Origin of the sequence: Polyangium fumosum (assembly GCF_005144585.1) — a bacterium.
In the GTDB taxonomy this organism is placed as follows: Bacteria; Myxococcota_A; Polyangia; order Polyangiales; family Polyangiaceae; genus Polyangium; species Polyangium fumosum.
Genome location: NZ_SSMQ01000006.1, coordinates 195978 through 214112 on the forward strand (window position 1 = coordinate 195978; position 18135 = coordinate 214112).

The 18135-nt window shown below is 70.7% G+C and carries 11 protein-coding genes; 5 read left to right on the plus strand and 6 right to left on the minus strand.

Translation table 11 applies throughout. The features are described 5' to 3' along the window. Positions 1-396: 396 nt before the first annotated feature. A complete protein-coding gene (locus E8A74_RS08340) occupies positions 397-2325 on the plus strand; it encodes a DOMON domain-containing protein (RefSeq protein WP_232379439.1) in 1929 nt (642 codons plus the stop codon). Positions 2326-2576: 251 nt separating this feature from the next. Here E8A74_RS08340 and E8A74_RS08345 read toward each other — a convergent pair whose 3' ends face one another. Continuing rightward, a complete protein-coding gene (locus tag E8A74_RS08345; RefSeq protein WP_136928406.1) occupies positions 2577-4022 on the minus strand; it encodes an MATE family efflux transporter in 1446 nt (481 codons plus the stop codon). Positions 4023-4092: 70 nt separating this feature from the next. Beyond that, the gene (locus tag E8A74_RS08350) at positions 4093-6804 is read right to left on the minus strand and encodes a serine/threonine-protein kinase (protein ID WP_136928407.1); all 2712 of its coding nucleotides are present in this window, start codon (positions 6802-6804) and stop codon (positions 4093-4095) included. Positions 6805-6924: 120 nt separating this feature from the next. On the opposite strand from E8A74_RS08350, the gene E8A74_RS08355 reads away from it, so the two are divergent. Next, positions 6925-7428 carry a hypothetical protein gene (locus tag E8A74_RS08355; protein ID WP_136928408.1) on the plus strand — a complete coding sequence of 168 codons (504 nt, stop codon included), beginning with the start codon at positions 6925-6927 and terminating at the stop codon, positions 7426-7428. Positions 7429-7759: 331 nt separating this feature from the next. Continuing rightward, the gene (locus E8A74_RS08360; protein WP_136928409.1) at positions 7760-9745 is read left to right on the plus strand and encodes a DsbA family protein; all 1986 of its coding nucleotides are present in this window, start codon (positions 7760-7762) and stop codon (positions 9743-9745) included. A 411-nt stretch (positions 9746-10156) separates the two neighbouring features. Here the strand turns inward: E8A74_RS08360 and E8A74_RS55450 are convergent, their stop codons facing one another. The 3 genes from E8A74_RS55450 to E8A74_RS08370 all read right to left on the minus strand — a co-directional run bounded on the left by E8A74_RS55450 (position 10157) and on the right by E8A74_RS08370 (position 15723). Next, on the minus strand, positions 10157-13660 hold the full coding sequence (locus E8A74_RS55450; RefSeq protein ID WP_170228960.1) for a GspE/PulE/PilB domain-containing protein: 3504 nt from the start codon (positions 13658-13660) through the stop codon (positions 10157-10159). A gap of 118 nt (positions 13661-13778) precedes the next feature. Further along, the gene (locus E8A74_RS52025; protein WP_170228961.1) at positions 13779-14942 is read right to left on the minus strand and encodes an NHL repeat-containing protein; all 1164 of its coding nucleotides are present in this window, start codon (positions 14940-14942) and stop codon (positions 13779-13781) included. A 40-nt stretch (positions 14943-14982) separates the two neighbouring features. Then, positions 14983-15723 (minus strand): sensor histidine kinase, encoded by a 741-nt coding sequence (locus tag E8A74_RS08370; RefSeq protein ID WP_170228962.1) that lies wholly within the window; start codon positions 15721-15723, stop codon positions 14983-14985. A gap of 269 nt (positions 15724-15992) precedes the next feature. On the opposite strand from E8A74_RS08370, the gene E8A74_RS08375 reads away from it, so the two are divergent. Beyond that, complete coding sequence (locus E8A74_RS08375) at positions 15993-16421, plus strand: response regulator (RefSeq protein ID WP_136928412.1); 429 nt, start codon at positions 15993-15995, stop codon at positions 16419-16421. 54 nt (positions 16422-16475) lie between these two features. Here the strand turns inward: E8A74_RS08375 and E8A74_RS54650 are convergent, their stop codons facing one another. After that, positions 16476-16898 (minus strand): response regulator, encoded by a 423-nt coding sequence (locus tag E8A74_RS54650; RefSeq protein ID WP_269749864.1) that lies wholly within the window; start codon positions 16896-16898, stop codon positions 16476-16478. A gap of 368 nt (positions 16899-17266) precedes the next feature. Between E8A74_RS54650 and E8A74_RS08385 the strand changes: the two genes are divergently transcribed. After that, the gene (locus E8A74_RS08385) at positions 17267-18064 is read left to right on the plus strand and encodes a sensor histidine kinase (RefSeq protein WP_136928414.1); all 798 of its coding nucleotides are present in this window, start codon (positions 17267-17269) and stop codon (positions 18062-18064) included. Positions 18065-18135 lie beyond the last annotated feature (71 nt).

An 18135-nucleotide genomic window follows, 5' to 3' on the forward strand; every position in this document is an offset into this window, starting at 1 on the left:
CGTTCGAGCACCCTCGCGTCACGCCGACGCGCGCGTCTCCAAAGCTTCGATCCCCTGCGCGTCACGGTGACGCGCGCGTCTCCAAGCCTTCGAACACCCTCGCGTCACGCTGACGCGCGCGTCTCCCCCCCTCCGAAACACCCTCGCGTCACGGGGACGCGCGCGTCTCCAAACGTTCGAGCACCCTCGCGTCACGCTCTCCCGTCCCCCTTCGAACGTTCGAGCCCCCTCGCGTCACGATTCTGCCGCGCCGGTCGGAACGTTCCGCCCCCTGGGCACACGATTGACCGCCTCCCCGGGGGGACATCGGCCGGGTATCGTTCGCGGGAACAACCGTCCCCGCGGGGCCTCACACCCGGTGAACAAAGGTCCCCTGCCCCCGTCCATACCCTGCTCATGACGCCCTACCGCGCTCGCCTTGGCTCTGCCCTCACCGCCCTCGCCGTCCTCGCGGGGGCCACCTTCGCCACCTCGCCCGCGGCCGCCGAAGGGTCGGCCGTGCGCGCCGCGCTCGTCGAGACCAAGTCCATCAAGCTCGACGGCGTCCCCAAGGAGTGGCCCTCCCTGATGGCGCTCTCGTACGCCACCAAGGGGCAGCCGTCGAAGGCGGACCTCGAAGCCAAAGCGGCCCTCTCCTACGACGCCACCAGCATCTTCGTCGCCGTCGACGTCACCGACGACGCCCTGCGCGGCGGCGGCGGCGACCACGTCGTCCTCACGCTCGGCTTCCCGGGCGGCGTCGTGCACGAGGTGCTCCTCTACCCCGGCGACCCCGGCAAATCCCCCGGCGCGGCGAAGACCAAGGACGGCAAGGCCATCACGGGCGCCAAGGTCATCGAGGCCCCGCGCAGCGGCGGCTGGACGCTCGAAGCGACGATCCCCTGGACCGCCTTCCCCCCCGCCGCGACGACCCGCGTCGGCCTGCGCGGCGCGATCCACGTGCACGACGCCGACGCCGGCAGCGCGATCGAGTCGTCGATCGGCACCGCGCCCTCGACGAAGTACGAGTCGCTGCCGCCCGTGTCGATCGAGAGCGAGCAAGCGCTCGCCGAGGGGCTGCTGAAGGAGAAAAACGTCCGCGGCGCGCCCAAGTTCAACCTGATCGCGGACGTCGCGGGCGACCCGCTGAAGGAGCGCGTGCTCGTGTGGGATCGGTACCTCGTCGTCCTCGGGCCGACGTTCCGCAAAGGCACCGAGTACTACTGGAACGACCTCAGCGTCGACGTCTCCGCGGGCATGTTGCCCTCGTTCGAGGCGCGCGATCTGACAGGCGACGGGCAAGCCGAAATCATCCTGCGCAAGCGTCTCGGGACGCCGAAGAAGTACCGCGAGTATTTGCAGGTCTTGCAGTTCGGGAAGTCGGACGTGCCGACGACGTTGTTCCAGCACGAGATCGCGGTCGTGACGGAGAAGGGCGCGGTCGAGAACGAGGTTCGCTTCGACAACGACGGCGCGAAGGTGGCGATCACGATCCTGCCCGGCAAGGCAAAGGAGTTCCACGCAGGGAGCTACAACGAGGGGCGCGAGAACACGATGGATCCCGTGCTCCTGCCCTGGGAGACGATCGCTTCCCAAACGTACAAGTGGAACGGCAAGGCCTTCACGAAGGCCGGCGAGACGACCCAAGCCGCGACGCCTCCGCCCGCCGCAGCATCCAAGCCGTCCGGCGAGACCGTGAAGCCCGAGGCGCCCAAGCGCCCGAGCGCCGGTGAGCTGCTGGAGCAGGTCTACGCGCTCTACAAGAAAGAGCGGAGCGTGACAGGCAAGGCGCGGTTCAACGTGTCCGCGGATGTTTCAGGCGACAAACAACCCGAGACGATCCTGCTGCACGATCGAGACCTCGTGATCTTCGGCAAGGGCTTCAAAGCAGGCACGGGCTACTCGTTCCTCGCGCTCTCGCAGTTCACGAAAGGCACGGACATCACCGAAATCAGCGCGATGGATCTGACCGGCGACGGCAAAGCCGAGATCATCGTGCAAGGCACGCTGCACGCAAACGCCTCCCCCGAAGCAGGCGGCGGCACGGTCGATCGCGACGTGCTCCTCGTCTACAAGATCGAAGGCGAAGGCCTGAAGCGCGTCTTCGCCGCTGAGATCGGCCGCGCCATCGGCAAGAAAAAGGTGAGCGGCGCCCACCGCTTCGTAAAGGCTGGCAAGGCCGTCGAGATCGAACTCGCCTCCGGCAAAGCCACCGAGTGGACCGCCGCGACCTACCCCTTCACGCAAGACACGAGCGCCAACGGCGGCATCGAGCCGTTGCTGCTCCCCTGGAGCAACCTCAACCCCGTTCGGTACCGGTGGACGGGGTCGGCGTTCGGGCGCTGAGCTGAGCTGAGGCGTCGCCGCCGGGGCGCTGCCCCGGACCCCGCGGGGGCTGTCCGCCCCTCGACCCGGACCAGGCACAGCCTGGACCGAGGGTGGAAGAACTGCGCGATGCGCAGTTCTTCCAACGGGCCGGTTCGATGAACTGCGCACCGCGCAGTTCATCGTCCTGGGTCCAGCGCCTCGCTGGTCCGGGTCCAGGGGTGGACAACCCCTGGTCGGGGTCCGGGGTGAAACCCCGGCGCGACGCTCCTCTACAGAGCGATCTTCTTCCAGTCGCCGCTTCGGAACTTGAAGACCATCACGGCTGCGAGGAGCAGGGCGTAGACCACGCCGGCGGTCCAGATCCCCATCAGGCCGAAGTCGAGCGTGATGCCGAGCAACCAGGCGAGGGGGACGAGACAGAGGAAGTGGAGCACCAGCTCCACGAGCATCACGAAGCGCGTGTTGCCTGCGCCGAAGAGGGCCTGCGTGAGGATCATGCCGATCGCGATGATCGGCGTGCAGATGCCCATGACGCGCATCGGCCCGAGGGCGACGTCGCGCACCACTTCGCTGTGGGAGACGAAGGCCAGGATTTGCGGGGCGAAGACCGCCTCGCAGAGACCTACGACGCCGAAGATCAGGAGACCGAGACGCACCGACGTCCAGCCGAAGGTCTCGGCTTTGTCGCCGTTGCGCTCGCCGAGGGACTGCGCGACGAGGGTCGCCGTGGACGTGCCGAAGGCGAGGCAGGCGGTGAACGTCAGCTTGAGGACGCCGACGATCACGGTCGTCGCGGCTCCGTTGACGGGCTCGGCTTTGCCGCCGGGGCACATCGCCGAGACCACGCCCATCGGGTGCACCTCGTCGAGCTTGCCTGCGATCATCGCGAAGAGCGCGAAGCCTGTCATGACGGCGATGGTGGCCACGCCGCTCGGGATCGAGAGCCTCAGGATCGACCAGGTCAGCCCGCGGTCGAGGTTCTGAAAGCGGAACGGGGCGTAGAGCTTCCGGAACTGCGGCAGGAGCGCGTAGCCGACCATGATCGCGAGGCCGACGTACGTGGAGACGAAGCCTGCGATGCCTGCGCCTGCGATGCCCATCTTCGGGATGCCGAGCGCGGCGTTGCCGAAGATGAGCAGGAAGCAGAGCACGATGTTCAGCGCGTTCATCGCGACGGCCGAGACGAGGTGGATGTGCGTCTTGCCGATGCCGTCGAAGAAGGCCTTGAAGGCGAACGTCGTCGCCATCGAGGTCACGCCGAGCAGGCGCCAACGCAGGTACTCGTCTGCGGCCGTGCGCGGGCCCTCGACCTTGATGATCGCGCCGAGGATGTACGGCGAGGCGAAGTAGCCGATCGCGGAGAAGAGGATGCCGGCGACGAGCGCGAAGAGCGCGGCGTTGAAGAGGACGGCGCCTGCGTCCTCGTGGTTCTTCTCGGCGAAACGGCGGCCGACGAAGGCCTGCGTGCCGACCGAGATGGAGGAGAGCGAGCCTCCGAAGAGCCAGAGGACGATCAGCGAGGGCAGGAGCGCGGCTTGCGCGTTCGACGATTCTGGGCAGGGCAGCCGGGCGAAAAAGACGATGTCGATCTCGTTGACGACGCTCTGCGTGAGCATCGCGCCGACCGTGGGGAGAGCCAGCTTGAGAATGGCTCGGTGCGGTGGGCCGGAGGTGACCACGTTTTCGCCCACGGCGGGCGGAGCAATCTGGGCCATCGAGTGTGCGCGGTATACAACGTGACGGCGCGCGATCGAGCAAAATGAGCGGCGCTGGGGCGCCGGGCGGCTACTTCGTCTTGGCCGCCGGTTTCGAGCCCTGCCCGCCTTCTCCTGCCTTGGACGCCATGCGGGTCTTCTTCTTGCGCCTCAAACGAGCTTGTTCGTCCTTGTCCTTCGAGGCTGGCTCGGCGTGGGACGGCTCGGTCGGCTCGGCGTGCGCGACGTCGCCGGCGTGGACGACTTTGTTCGCTCCGGCGGAAGCCTTGTCGCCCGAGGCGGGCGTGACGCTCGGCTTGTCCGCCTGCGCGACCGCGGCGACCATCTGGCTGCTCGCCGCGGCCTCCTTCTTCGAGGCGCGCTGCGACGGACGCGGACGGGCCCGCGTGGGCGGAGGCGGCTCCGGGTCGGCCGAGATCGGCACCTCGGCGAGCTGAAGCGGCTCGGGAGCAGCCGCGGGCTCGGCCGCGGCCGCAGGCTCGGGGGCAGGCGCAGGAGCGGGGGCGGCCGCGGGATCGGCTGCGGCCGCGGCGGCGGCGACCGTCGCGGGATCGGCGGCAGGCGCAGACGCGGGCGCGGGCTCGGCCACGATGGCCGGCGCGGGCGCCGGCGCGGACTTCCAGGCGACGGGGATCATCGCGCCGATGTCCCTCGCCTTGCCGGCGAGCAGCACGGTCGCGAACGCCATCGCGGCGGCGAGGGCGGCAAAGCCCGCGGTCCTGCGGCGCCGGCGCGCGCGCACCGGGGCGCCGAGGGCCAGCATCGCGGCCTCGCGCATCTCGGCGGCGCTCTGGAAACGCAGGCCGGGGTGGCGCGAGAGGGCGCGCATGACGAGGTCGTCGACGGCCTCGGGCAAGCGCTTGCCCGCCGCGCGATCCCGCAGCCGCTCGGGGCTGCCCTTCATCTTCGCGTCGACGATCACGGCGGCGCTCGCGCCCGCGAAGGGGAGCGCGCCGGTGAGCATCTCGTAGAGCACGCAGCCGAGCGCGTAGAGGTCGGCGCGGCCGTCGACGCGGCCGCCGGCCGCCTGCTCGGGCGCCATGTACTCGGGCGTGCCGAAGAGCGTGAAGCCGGCCGCGACCGCGTTGTCGCCGCCCGGCGCGCCGAGGAGCGCCTCGCCGATGTCGTCGGGCGTGTGCGCGAGGCCGAAGTCGAGGACCTTCACGGTGCCGCTCTGGGTCAAGAAGACGTTCGCGGGTTTGACGTCGCGATGGACGATGCCCGCGGCGTGCGCGACCTCGAGCGCGCCGAGCACGCGGATCACGATGCGGAGCGCGCGTTGCCAGTCGACCTCGCGGTCGCGGGCGATCAGGGCTTCGAGTGTCTCGCCTTCGAGCAGCTCCATGACGCAGAAGAGGCGGCCGTCCGCGGCGCGGCCGAAGTCGTGGAGGTCGACGAGGCCTTCGTGCGAGAGGCGCGACATGGCGCGGGCCTCGCGGCGGAAGCGCGCGGCGAACTCGGGCGAGGCGCCGTGCTCGGGGGCGAGGATCTTCACGGCGACACGGCGGCCGAGATCGACGTGCTCGGCCTCGTGCACGACGCTCGTCGCGCCGCCGCCGATCTCGCGCACGAGCCGGAGGCGCGTGCCGGGCAAGAGCCCCTCTTCCTCGGCGGGAAGGGCCTGCGGCGCCGCAGGGCGGGCCTTCTCTTCGATGGCGGCCTCGAACGTGGAGCGCGCGCCGGTGACGAGGCGCGCGAACTCGCGGCGGCTCTTCGCGGGCTCGCTCGGGAAGAGCGAGTGCATGAGGTACTGCGTCCGCGCGCGCACGCCTCGCTCGCCGCCGGGCAAGGGAGGCGCCGCGCCGAGGAGCTTGGCGAGGTCGCGCGCGGCGACACGCGCCATGCCGTAGCGGACCTCGCGATCGAAGGCCGTGAGCTTCGCGAGCATCGTGTCGAGCTCGGGCGGCGCGCCGATCTGCGCGGCGATGGGCGGGAGGTTCTGCGCGTTCCGCGCGACGGCCGCCATGTGCACGGCCGCGTCGCCCTGCAAGAAGCGGCGGCCCGCGCAGAGCTCCCAGAGCATCACGCCGAGCGCATAGACGTCGACACGCGCGTCACCGGTGTCGCCGTTGGCGACCTCGGGCGCGACGTAGCCGGGTTTGGCGAAGACGACGCCGCTCACGGTGCGGCAGCGGCGGTTCATGCCGCGCGCGGTGCCGAAGTCGATGATCTTCACGTCGCCCGCGTAGCTGACCATCACGTTCTGCGGGGAGAGGTCGCGGTGCACGATCGCGAGCGCACGGCCCGAAGGATCCTTGCGCTCGTGCACGTGCGCGAGGGCCTCGGCGATCATCGTGGCGACCGCGACGGCCTCGGACCAACCGACGCGATACCCGAGCGCATGCGCGCGCCCACGCACGTCGCCGAGGCTCTTGCCCTCGACATGCTCGACGACCGCGTACGGCTCGCCGGTCGCGTCGTCGAGCGAGGCCTCGAGGACCTGCGCGACGCCGGAGTGCTGGAGCTGCGCCTGCACGCGGGCCTCGTCGAGGAAGCGCGCGATGAAGCTCGGATCACTCGCGTGATCGCGGCGAATGACCTTCACGACGACGGGCCGCTCGGCGCCCTCGATGCCCATGGTCGACGCGAGGTAGACCTCGCCCATGCCGCCGCGCGCGATGCGACGGAGCAAGAGATACCGGCCGAGGACCCGCGGGAGCTCCTCGCCGGGCCCCGCGCCGGCGCGCTCGTCGTCGTGCCCAGCGGCGAGCTCCGAAGCACGCGTCGCCTGCGCCGCGCCGTCCGCGCCGGCGCGATCCATGTCGAGGGGGGCAGTCGCCATGCCCACACGCTAGAAATGTAAGACAAGGTGGGCCAATAATTCGGCATCTGGAGGGCTCGACTTGGGTGGAAGACCGCAGGCAATTGCCGCAGGCCCTCCGGTCGGCTATGAATGGGTCGGATGTTGCGGTTCGCGGTTCTTCGTGCGCTGGCCGTCGCGGCGATCTTCGCCGTGGCTTGGCTCGTGCCGCTCCGCGCACACGCAGCGATCGTGCCGACTTGTGACGATGGGGGCTCCGCCGCGACAAGCGCGGCTCCCCCAAACCCCCCCGAAGATTGCTCGGCGCCGCTGGATCAAACGGACGAAGTCGATCCGGAGATCGCGGCGATGTGTGACGAGCGCGGCGCCACGGCGGTCGCGCCAGGGCGGATCCACCCAGAGACCGACGCGCGCATCGACGCAGGGGTCTCGTGTGACGGGACGGAGTTCGGTCCGGCCCTCGGTCCTTCCCACGGCGAGCAGAACCCCGTCGCGTCGTTCTTCGCGACCGTACCGGACGCCATGCTTTCGGCGTCCTTCGATCTCCGACCGGCCTACGCCGTCGAGCTCCCGGCGTACCCGCCGGTGGAGGGCGCCCCGCTTCGGGGTGTTCGCCGAGAGATCGATCGTCCCCCTCGCGTGTAGTCGTGGTCGTCGTCGCGCGGGATCGCGTGACGACGACGGGCCGTTTTGATCGCGCGTGCGTGCCAAGGGCGTGCGCGTGGCGAGCTCCGACGGCCTTCGAGACGGAACACGAAGAGGAAAACTCGCGCATCGGCCCCGCGCCCCTTCTGGTTAAAGGCGGGGGGGCGCCGCCGGTCCGCACGTGTCACGGCAGCGTCGTTCAAAAGACGACGCTCGAGATCGTGGATTTTCGCCCCGAAGGACATGCGTCGGGGCGATCGGGGTGTCGGCTCTCGCGGCGCGAAAAGGAGCGTCACGCGGGCAGCACCGTGTCGAAAGAAAGAGAAGAAACATGAACAAAGGAACCGCCATCGTCGGCTTCCTTCTCTGCTTCATGGCAGGGATGGCGCTGATGTGGGGCATCGATCGCGGCGCCGGGGGCCACACGGCCAGCGCCGAGGCGACGCAGGAGTTCGTCGCCGGCGGGACGTGGGATCACAGCGACGCGTCGGTCCCCGTCTCGTCGAAGGATCCCACGTGGGGCAGCCCGAACGCGCCCGTCACGCTGGTGCTCTTCAGCGACTTCGAGTGCCCCTTCTGCAGCAAGGTGGAGGCGACGCTGACGCAGCTCCGCGAGGCATACGGCCCGCAGAAGCTCCGCATCATCTGGAAGTCGAACCCCCTGCCCTTCCACAAGAACGCGCGTCCCGCGTCCGTCGCGGCCGAGACCGTGTTCCGCATGAAGGGCCCCGAGGCCTTCTGGAAGTTCCACGAGGTGGCGTTCCAGAACCAGCGCGCCCTGACGCCCGAGAACTTCGAGCAGTGGGCCGCGCAAGCAGGCGTGGACAAGGCCAAGTTCAAGGCCGCCTACGACAAGCAGGAGTTCGCCGCGAAGGTGGACGCCGACCTCGCCGCCGGCAAGGCCGCGGGCGTCTCCGGTACGCCGGCGTCGTTCATCAACGGCATCCTGCTCAGCGGCGCGCAGCCGATCGACAAGTTCAAGCAGGTGATCGACGAGCAGCTCAAGGCCGCCGACGCCGCGATCAAGGCCGGCACGAAGCCGGAGAAGGTCTACGCCAAGCTCTCGCAGGAGAACAAGGCGAAGGCGCCCCCGCCGGCGAACCGCGATCAGGCGCAGCAAGAGGACAAGACCGTCTGGAAGGTGCCCGTCGGCACGTCGCCCGCGAAGGGCCCCGAGACGGCGCTCGTGACGATCGTCGAGTGGTCCGATTTCCAGTGCCCCTTCTGCAGCCGCGTGGTCCCGACGCTCGACGAGGTCTCCAAGACCTACGGCGACAAGGTCCGCATCGTGTGGAAGGACAACCCGCTGCCGATGCACCCGCGCGCCGAGCCGGCCGCGGAGCTCGCGCGTGAAGCCCGCGCCCAGAAGGGCGAGGCAGGCTTCTGGGCCGCCTACGATCTGCTCTGGAAGAACCAGCAGAAGCTGACCGACGACGATCTGCTCGGCTACGCGAAGGAGCTCGGGCTGAACGTCGACAAGGTGAAGACCGCGATCCTCGACAAGAAGTACGGCGCCGAGATCACGGCCGACCAGGACCTCGCCGACGAGCTCCAGGCGAGCGGCACGCCGCACTTCTTCATCAACGGTCGCCGTCTCGTCGGCGCCCAGCCGATCGAGAAGTTCAAGGCCGTCATCGACGAGGAGATCAAGAAGGCGCAAGACCTTCTCTCGAAGGGCGTCGCGGCGAAGGACCTCTACAACGAGATCATCAAGGACGGCAAGACGCCGCCCCCGCCCGAGAAGAAGACGGTCGACGCGGCCCCCGCCGACTCCGCCTGGAAGGGCAGCGACAAGGCGAAGGTCGTGATGCAGATCTTCAGCGACTTCGAGTGCCCCTTCTGCAAGCGCGCAGAGGACACGGTCGCCCAGGTCGAGAAGGCCTACGGCGACAAGGTGAAGATCGTGTGGCGCCACAAGCCGCTGCCGTTCCACAAGAGCGCGATGCCCGCCGCTCTCGCGGCCGAGGAGGCCAAGAAGCAGAAGGGCAACGAGGGCTTCTGGAAGATGCACACCGCGCTCTTCAAGGGCGCCGGCACGCCGGACGCGTTCGCCCGCACGACGCTCGAGAAGTACGCGGAGGAGCAGGGCCTCGACCTCGGGAAGTTCAAGTCCGCCCTCGACTCCGAGGCGCACAAGAAGTTCATCGAGAGCGAGAGCGCCGTGGCCGACAAGGCCGGCATCAGCGGGACGCCCGGCTTCCACATCGCAGCCGCCGGCAAGACGGAGGGCTACTTCATCAGCGGCGCCCAGCCGTTCCCGAAGTTCAAGAAGCTGATCGATCTCGTCATCAAGGAGAGCGGCGCCGCAAAGAAGTGAGCGGTCCGTTTTCCTGACGATCAAGGAACCACCACGAGGGGGCCTCACCGCCCCCTCGTGGCTTTTTGTGGCCGTCGCGCCGGGGCGCTGCCCCGGACCCCGCGGGGGCTGTCCGCCCCTCGACCCGGACCAGGCACGGCCTGGACCGAGGTGGAAGAACTGCGCGATGCGCAGTTCTTCCAACGGGCCCGTGGCAAGACCGTGGAGGTTGTCTCGCTGGCGACGGGGCGTTGCCCGTCGAGCCGTCAGCGCTGCGGTCTTGGTGGGCAGGGTCGTCGCCGGTCTTGACCCTGGCTGTTCGATGAACTGCGCGGAGCGCAGTTCATCGACCCCGGGTCCAGCGCCTCGCTGGTCCGGGTCCAGGGGTGGACAACCCCTGGTCGGGTCCGGGGTGAAACCCCGGCGCAACGCTCAACTGCGCTTCTTGTGGCGGCCTTCTTGTTCCCACCAGAGGACGTAGCGGACTTGCGCGGCTTCGCGTTCGTCTTCGGGGAGGTCGTCGTAGTAGCCGAGATTTCGGCCGACGATGGGTGCGAGTTCCTCGGCTGCTGCGCGGCGGATTGTGGGCGATCCCGAGAGGAGTGCGTCGATGAGCCACTCGACGCGGTTGCGTGTGGCGTTTGTGGTCCACCAGTCGTCCCACTTGCGTGCGTCGCGGCGGAAGTCGTGCCGTGTGATGTGTACGAGCGCGCGGTGGGCGGCGTCGACCAGCTCGGCGGTCGTCTCGCCGAGCGTTGCGATGAGTACGGGGACTGATTTCGGGATCAAGAGCTCGCCGAGGGTCTCGATGGCGAGCAGGCGCCGGCCTGCGCGTTCGGTTGAGGTTCGCGCGAGACGCTCGAGGGTCGGGAGGATGGGCGCCTCGGTCGCGGGGCCTGCGGTGATGAGCGCTGCGGCTGCGCGACGCGCGACGCGACGAACCGGGGCGGCTTCGTCGAAGAGACGCACGGAGACGGCTTGCGCGCTCTCGGGGTACACGAGCTCGCCGAGCAGGTGCGTCGCCCAGAACCGCACGTCGGGATCGTTGGCCGTGCTGCGCACGGCGAGGAAAGGCACGGCGGGGCGGCCCATCGCGACGAGGAGCGCGAGCAGAGGGCCGCTGCGGGAGGCGAGCGGGAGCTCGGCGCCTCGCGAGAGCACGCGCGGGTCGATGCGCAGCGGGCCCGGGAAGCGGGCCATGATGGCCTGCATCGCGGCCTCGCCGAGACGGACGAGATCCTTCTGCGCTTCGCCGTCTTCCGTGCCGGCGTCGAGGAACCGCTGCACGAGGGTGACGGGATCCAGACCCGCGGCGCGTGCGCGGCTCGGGAGCGTGCTGCCTGCGGGAGCGACGTTCCAGTCGGCGGGCGGAGCTGCGCTGAGCTCGTTCGTGGCCGGACGGCGGGTCCACCCATCCTGCGGCGGTCCCGGGATCGTCTCCGGCGGGCCTGGCGTGTACTTGTCGCCACCCGGGGGCGGGACGCGCACGGGCGGCGCGGGTGTGGCCGGGGTCGGGGGGACGTCGGGCGGGGGCTCGCAGGCGTCGGGCGGGGGCGCGGGCGCAGTGGGCACGACGGGCCGCACCGGGGGCAAGGGAGGTGTGGGCGGCGCGGCGATGGCGTTCGGCGGCGGCTCCGGGGGCAAGGGCTGCGCGCCGAGGCCCAGGGAGGCCCTGCTGCGGCCGCCGAAGCTCGGCGCGACGGCGCGGCGGGCGGCGCGCGGGGGCGGGGCTGCCGCGGGCGCTGGGCCGACCTCCGGAAGCCGGGCGACGTCCGTGAGGGGCGGCGGTGGCGGCGTGGTGGGGCCGAGGCGCAGGCGGCCCGTGGCGACGACGCCGAGGGGCGTGCGACGGCGACGGGATGCGGGGCCGCCGCGGCGGTTCGAGAGGTCCCAGGTGGTGTCGGAGTCGGGCGAGCGCTGGGCGAGGGGCTCGACGCGGGGGACGACCGCGTCCGGCGCGGGCGTGGGGCTCTGGAGCGTCTCCACGAGCGCGGGGGACGACGGAGCTGGGGCCGGGGGCGCTGGGGCCGCAGACGCCGCGCGCGGGGGCGCGGGGGCGGGCCGGGGCGCGGCGCTCGGCTGGCTCGAAGCGACGCCCGCGAAGGAGGTCTCGCCCGCGCGCGGCAAGGCCGCCGCCGCCGCTGCCGCCGACGGCGGGCTCGCATGGAGCACGGCCGGCGCCATCGCCGAGGCGGACGGCAAGGTCACGGCGATCGAGGAGATGGCCGCCGGCGGGGATTTCGGCTCGGCCGCGGGCGATTGTGCAGGATCGGCGGCGTCCGCAGGACGCGCGGGCAGCTCGAAGGCGCGCGCAAGCGCGACGAGGCCGCCCTGCCGCACCGCGCCCTGGGCCTGCGGCGGAGGCGCGGGCTTCGGCGCGCGCTTCACCGGGGCGTCGTCACCGCCTGCGCCGCCGCGCTTCTTGCGCAGGATGGCGCGCTCGATCGCCTCGGCGGTCAGCCCCGCGATGGCGATGACGTCCCCGAGCGCCGAGAGCTCGACATCGACGACGCCGTCGTCGCCGTAGAGCAGCGCGACGGTCCGGTTTCGCACGACGATCGGCAGGACGAGCACGGCCGCGGCGCGTGTGCCGGCTTCGGTGCGGCCCGATCGACCGAGCTCGGAGACGATCTCGACGTCGAGATCGCCGACGGCGGGCGGCATGATCACGGGCGCCCTGCGTTCGCGTGCGAGGGCGAGCAGGCTCGGGCGGCCGAGGGGCACGGCGAGGGACATGAGCCGCGCCGCGCCCGCGCCGGGGCCCGCAGCGTCACGCCCGTCGGCGACGTCGCCGTGCACGACGAAGAGCGACGTGTACTCGAAGAACTGGTGGGCGAACGCGAAGAAGATGTCGAGGACGGCGTCGGTCGTGGTCGCCTCGCCGAGCTCCTCCTCCGCCATCGCCGTGGTGAACGGGCCCTTGCGACGAGGCCGCGCCGCGCGCCGGTCGGGCGCCTCGACGACACGTGTCTTGCGCTCGCCGGTGACCGCGCGGCGGAGCACGCTCGCGCTCGTGCGGGTGCGGTTCGACTCGCGTCGCACGAGCCGCTCGGGCCGGCGCGAGACGGGCGCCTCTTCCTCGTCGGCCGCTTCCACGATCGGCGTGGGCTCCGGCGGCGCGGCGATGGTCTCGGGCATCTCGTCGCTGGTGAGCGGGCGCGGCGCGGGCCCAGGTGCAACGACCGGCTTCGGCTCGATGACCTCGACCGTCGGCACGGGCTTCGGGTGATCCGAGCGTGCGGCGCGCGCGGCCATCGGTGTGGCCGAGAGCCTCGTGCGCGTCGGCGCGAGCGGCGGAGGCGCGCCTGCGACGAGCGTGTCCGGCGTCTGCGTGGGCGGCTGCGGCGTGGCGACGGGAGGCTCCGCGAGGCGCTCGGGCGGCGGGCGAAAGGTGCCGCGGGGAGGCTCTGTGCTGCGCGGCGGCGGCACGACCGTCGGGCTCGGATCGGGGCGGCTCTCGAGCTTGGCGACGAGCCGGAGGAAGCGACGATCGAGCGGGATCTGGTAGGCCTCGGCGATCGCCTGACGGATCCGCACGAGGGGCGCGACGCTCTGCCGGATCTCGACGGCGAGCGCGAAGGCGAGGTCCCCTTCGACGGCGGGCGAGAGGGGTTCGGCGGTGGCGATCGTGAGGACCCGCCGCGTGAGCGCGAGCGGGAAGATGCCGTGCCGGATCGCGAGATCCCCGGGCACGAGGCGCAACACCGGCGCGGCCGGCAGCGGGAGTTTGCCCGAGGGCGCCTCTTCGAGGCCGAGCACCTCGGCGAGCAGCGGCACGAGCATCTCCTCGCGGGCGCCGCCGACCTCGAGCAGGTTCGTCACGAGGTCACCGCCGTGCACGACCTGCCGCGCGATCGCCTCTTCGAGGGAACGCATCGGCACGCCACGCTCGGCGAGCGCGGAGCTCAACATCGATGAAGGGGCGCGGTCAGCCAAGGCGTTTCCAGCGATGGTAAACGAAGTTCGCCCGGGAGGCACAGGGGCGAAAGGGGGCTCGGGGGCCTGGCGCGGTGCGCCCGCGCCGAGCCCCCACGCGCGGGATGGATGATGACGGTCAGGGCACGGGCAAGAGCGACACGGGCGGAAGGCGCTCCGGGACGAGGGTGCCGACCTCGCGGCTCGACGCGCGCTCGAAGATGTGGATCGCGGGCGCGCCGTGGGCCTTATCGCCCAAGAAAACGTGGCGCCCCACCACCGCGAGGCCCCCGTAGTCGTAGTTACCGCCCTGCCCGCCTTCCCGCGTATCGGCCAGGACGATCGGCTCGGTTTTTCCGGACGGATCAAAGCGCACGAGGCGCGTCGCATTCTCGAGCCCCGTGCCCGCGAGGATCGCATACGCCTCGTCCGGCGCCGCGAGCTCGATTTCGACGATGGAACCTTCGAACGTGCTCTCCTCGGCGATGCCCGTCACGGCGAGGGTATCGAGATCCACGAGCGCAGCCGCGTACCCATCGTCGATCGCGTAAAAATCGCCCGGCATCGCCAGCGCCATGGTCCGGCCCGCGGGATCCCACGGCACCGGCCTCATGCGGCCGAACGGGTTTTTCCCGCCGAGGTCGACGGAGCCGACGACGCTGCGCGAGGCCACGTCGATCGCCACGAGCGCGCCGTTCTCCGCCGGCTTCCACGTGCGGCGATCGAGGCGCTGCACGGTGACGAACACGCGATCGCCGACGACACGGAGCGCCTCGATCTCGGGCAGGCCGTCGACGTCGGCGAACATCGAGAGATCCACCGTGCCGCCGAAGCTGCCGTCCGGCTCGATCACCGCGACGCCGGGCTGCTCGTATCGCGCGACCCACAACCTCCCTTCCGCGTCGAGGTCGGCGTCGTGCGGGTTGTGCGGGCCGCCCGCCTTGCCGCCCGTCGCGAGTTCGAACGTCGTCTCGGATTCGCCAAACGCGACCCACGTCCGTGTCAGCGCGAGCGAATCCGGATCGACACGGCGGACGAGCCCCTGGTCGCGCACGCACACGAACGGCCCGCCGAAGCCGGACGAGAGCAGCGGATCGACGCCGAGCGCGATGTCGGGGATCTCGGTCAAGCAGCCGGCCTCGTCGATGCGCCCGAGGCCGCTCGCTTGCAGGTTCGTCGCGAGCATCACGAGGGCGCCGTCGAGCGCGACGCCGCTGCACGTGTGCGCGACCCCGGCAGGCTCGGAGCAGCCCGCGAGGAGCGTGAGCCCAATACCCAGGAAGACGACCGCCGCGCGTGCCATGCGGGCGAGCGGAGCATGCCCGTCCGATCGTCGCAAGCGGCTACCCGGCGCGCGCCTTCTCGGGCTCGGGCGGGATCTCGGAGGCCTTGCGCAAGGAGACCACGCCGCGGAGCGTGAGCCCCGCGTCGCTCGGCTCCACGACGAGCGAGCCGCCGTGCGCTTCGAGGATCGCTCGCGCGATCGGCAAGCCGATGCCGAGCCGCAGCTTGCGCCGGCCGTGCGTCTCGCGCGGCACGATCTCCCGCTCGACGAAGGGCTCGAAGAGGCGGGCGAGCACGTCCTTGGGCACGGCGTCCCCCTCGTCCCGCACGCGCATGATCGGCGCGCCGTCCCGGACTTCGACCGTGACGTGCACCGTGCCCGCGGGCGCGCGCAAGGTCGCCAGATCGACGACCGAGGTGAGCGCCGTGGCGAGCAGATCCACGTCGCCGACGAGCGTGGACGCGGCGTCGGCGTCGTTCAATTCGAGGATGAGCCGCACGCCGCGTGTCTTCACGGCCGGCTCGATGCGCGACATCACCTCGTCGACGAGCTCGCCGAAGCGGATCGGCGCGAGCACGAGCGGCTTCTGGGTGTCGAGCAGCCAGACGGCGTCGTCGAACTCCGCGAGCATCCGCGTGAGCCGCTCGCCGGCGCCGCTCACCCGCTCGAGCATATCGCGCGTCGGAGGCGCGAGATCACGGCCGAACCGGAGCAAGTAGTGGACGCCGGCGAGCATCGTCGAGAGCTCGCCACGCAGGTCGTGGGCCACGCGGTCGAAGAAAACCTCGTCGACACTCATGAGACACTCTCTAGAGCCCGAGGACGGGCGCGGTAAGCGTTGACCGAGCACACGACGCTCCCTGCGTAGCACGCAGGAGATGCCGAGGAGCGAGGAGATCGCGAAGAGAGCCGACGGACGGATCGCGCGTCGCGCGGGGACGAAGATCGCAGAGACCGCGCCGCCGCATTGCGCATCGCGAACGCCGGTCCAAGACATGGGGGAGCGAAGCGTCTCGTCGCGCGTGGTCTCGCGCGGACGTCGAGCTGCGCGCATGCGGAGGGGGCGGGATGGCGGAGATGATGGGCGGGGCGGGCGAGATGGAGCAGATGAGCGCGTTTCGCCCGCGGGTGCTCATCGTCGACGACGATCCCGACTTCCTCGCGATCGCCGAGGCCTCGCTCGAAGCGCACGGCTTCCAGGTCGAGCGGGCGAAAGGCGGCCTGCGCGGCGTCTTCCTCGCCACGCAGGACGTGCCGGACGCCGTCCTGTGTGATCTGCGCATGCCCGGCATCGACGGCTTCGTCGTCGCCGAAGCGCTGCGCTCCGATCCCGCGACCCAGCGCATGGCGCTCTTCGCGTGCACCGGGCGGCGTGATCTCTCCGCGCGCGCAAAGCTCGCGAACAGCGCGTTCGACGCCGTGCTCGTCAAGCCAGTCGACTGGGACGAGGCTGCCCGCCTCTTGCGTGACGCCATCCGCGCGCACGCCCACCCGTGAGCCCTCGGACGCTCTCATGTTCCCCCCCTTTTGCTTCGTCGCCGGTTCGCGCGACTACCGAGCTCGCTTGCCGAGGACACGCTTGATCTCGTTCACCAGCGCGTCGGGCAAGCACGGCTTCGTCAAGAACGAGTCGCAGCCCGCTTCCTTGGCGTCCTTCGAGTGACCCGCGAGCGCGTGCCCCGTGAGCGCCACGATCGGGATGCCCTTCGTGCGCTCGTCGTTCTTCAGGAACCGCGTCGCCTCGAGTCCGTCGAGCTCGGGCAACGACAGATCCATGAGGATCAGATCGGGCAAGAGAGAAAACGCTTGGTCCAGCGCCTCCCGCCCCGTCGAAGCCTGCGCCACGCGGAACCCGGAGAAGGAAAGAAACTCCGTGAACATCTCGCGGTTGTCATCGAAGTCGTCGACCACGAGGACGAGCGGCGAGAGGCCGCCGGTTTGTTGCCCGAGCCCAGTTTCGTCTGTCGTCTTCACGACGTAAAACCCCCGGTCATTCGATGGAGCGCGTCGCCGCCGAGCCCTCACCCGCAGCGCAGCGTGCGTCGCGAGCGAGCGTCGATGATAGCCGCAGGCGAAGAATCTCCGACACGGAATCATGCCCTTCTTGGGCCGTGGAGACAGGCCTGAGCGGCATATCGGGAGAAACCCGACGCGATGCCTCCGGACATCGCAGCACGGATGGCGGAGTGAGGCGATCTCCGACTGCATCGGCTGCGCGAGGTCGCGTTACCCTGCCGGTCAAAGAGGCGATCGTGGCCGAAGCGAGGAAACGCAAACAAGCAAGCAACCCGGCAAATGGGACGTCGCGGAGCACGTCGCGCCCCGCGACGAAACGCGCTCGTATGCCCGCCGCGCAAACCAAGGACGCGCGTTACGTGGCCGATCTCGAGCGGCGATGCCGAGAGCTCGAGCGGCGCGCCAAAGCCTCCGAAGCGCAACGCTCGGAGCTGCTCACCATCGTCTCGCACGACCTGCGCAACCCGCTCGGCGTGGTGATGGTGACGACGACGCTGCTCGCGCGCGAGCTCGGCGGAGATCCGGCGCATGATCGTCAGCTTCAGACGATCAAGCGCGCCGCGCTGGAGATGAACCAGATCGTCGAGGATCTCGTCGACGCCGCGCACATCGACGCGGGCAGGCTGCCGATCGGGCAGGAGGTGCACGACGCCGCGTCGATCGTGGAGGCCGCCACGCTGGCCGCCGCGCTCGCCACGGCGCAACGGCCGATCGCGGTCGTGAAGGAGGTCTCTCCGCACCTGCCGGCGCTCTACGTCGACCGGGCCCGCGTGCTGCAGGTGCTCTCCCGGCTCGTCAGCAACGCCGCGCGCTTCATGCAGAAGGGCGGGTCGATCACGATCCGCGCCGAGCCCATGCCCTCCGGCGCGCGTTTCTCCGTGACGGACACGGGGCCCGGGATCGCCGAGCCCGACCGGCCGATGTTGTTCTCGCGCAGGCCGCCGGAAGGGCGCCGCGCGTGCCAGGGCATGGGCCTCGGCGTCTACGTCGCCAAGGGCATCGTCGAGGCCCATGGCGGGCGCATCGGCGCGCAGAGCGAGGTGGGGCGTGGGAGCACGATCCACTTCACGATGCCCGCGGCCGACAGCGCGGCGCTCTCGAATCAGCACGATCGCAGGGATTGAACGGGCCACGAGGGGCGCGCGAGGGGCGCGCCTTCGTGAGGGGAACGAAGGACCGAGCGGACGCCGCGCGA

Bases quoted from the DNA above. Each gene is read 5' to 3' on its own strand.
- E8A74_RS08340 (WP_232379439.1), top strand. From the start codon at position 397: ATGACGCCCTACCGCGCTCGCCTTGGCTCTGCCCTCACCGCCCTCGCC.
- E8A74_RS08345 (WP_136928406.1), bottom strand. From the start codon at position 4,022: ATGGCCCAGATTGCTCCGCCCGCCGTGGGCGAAAACGTGGTCACCTCC.
- E8A74_RS08350 (WP_136928407.1), bottom strand. From the start codon at position 6,804: ATGGCGACTGCCCCCCTCGACATGGATCGCGCCGGCGCGGACGGCGCG.
- E8A74_RS08355 (WP_136928408.1), top strand. From the start codon at position 6,925: ATGTTGCGGTTCGCGGTTCTTCGTGCGCTGGCCGTCGCGGCGATCTTC.
- E8A74_RS08360 (WP_136928409.1), top strand. From the start codon at position 7,760: ATGAACAAAGGAACCGCCATCGTCGGCTTCCTTCTCTGCTTCATGGCA.
- E8A74_RS52025 (WP_170228961.1), bottom strand. From the start codon at position 14,942: ATGGCACGCGCGGCGGTCGTCTTCCTGGGTATTGGGCTCACGCTCCTC.
- E8A74_RS08370 (WP_170228962.1), bottom strand. From the start codon at position 15,723: ATGAGTGTCGACGAGGTTTTCTTCGACCGCGTGGCCCACGACCTGCGT.
- E8A74_RS08375 (WP_136928412.1), top strand. From the start codon at position 15,993: ATGGCGGAGATGATGGGCGGGGCGGGCGAGATGGAGCAGATGAGCGCG.
- E8A74_RS08385 (WP_136928414.1), top strand. From the start codon at position 17,267: ATGCCCGCCGCGCAAACCAAGGACGCGCGTTACGTGGCCGATCTCGAG.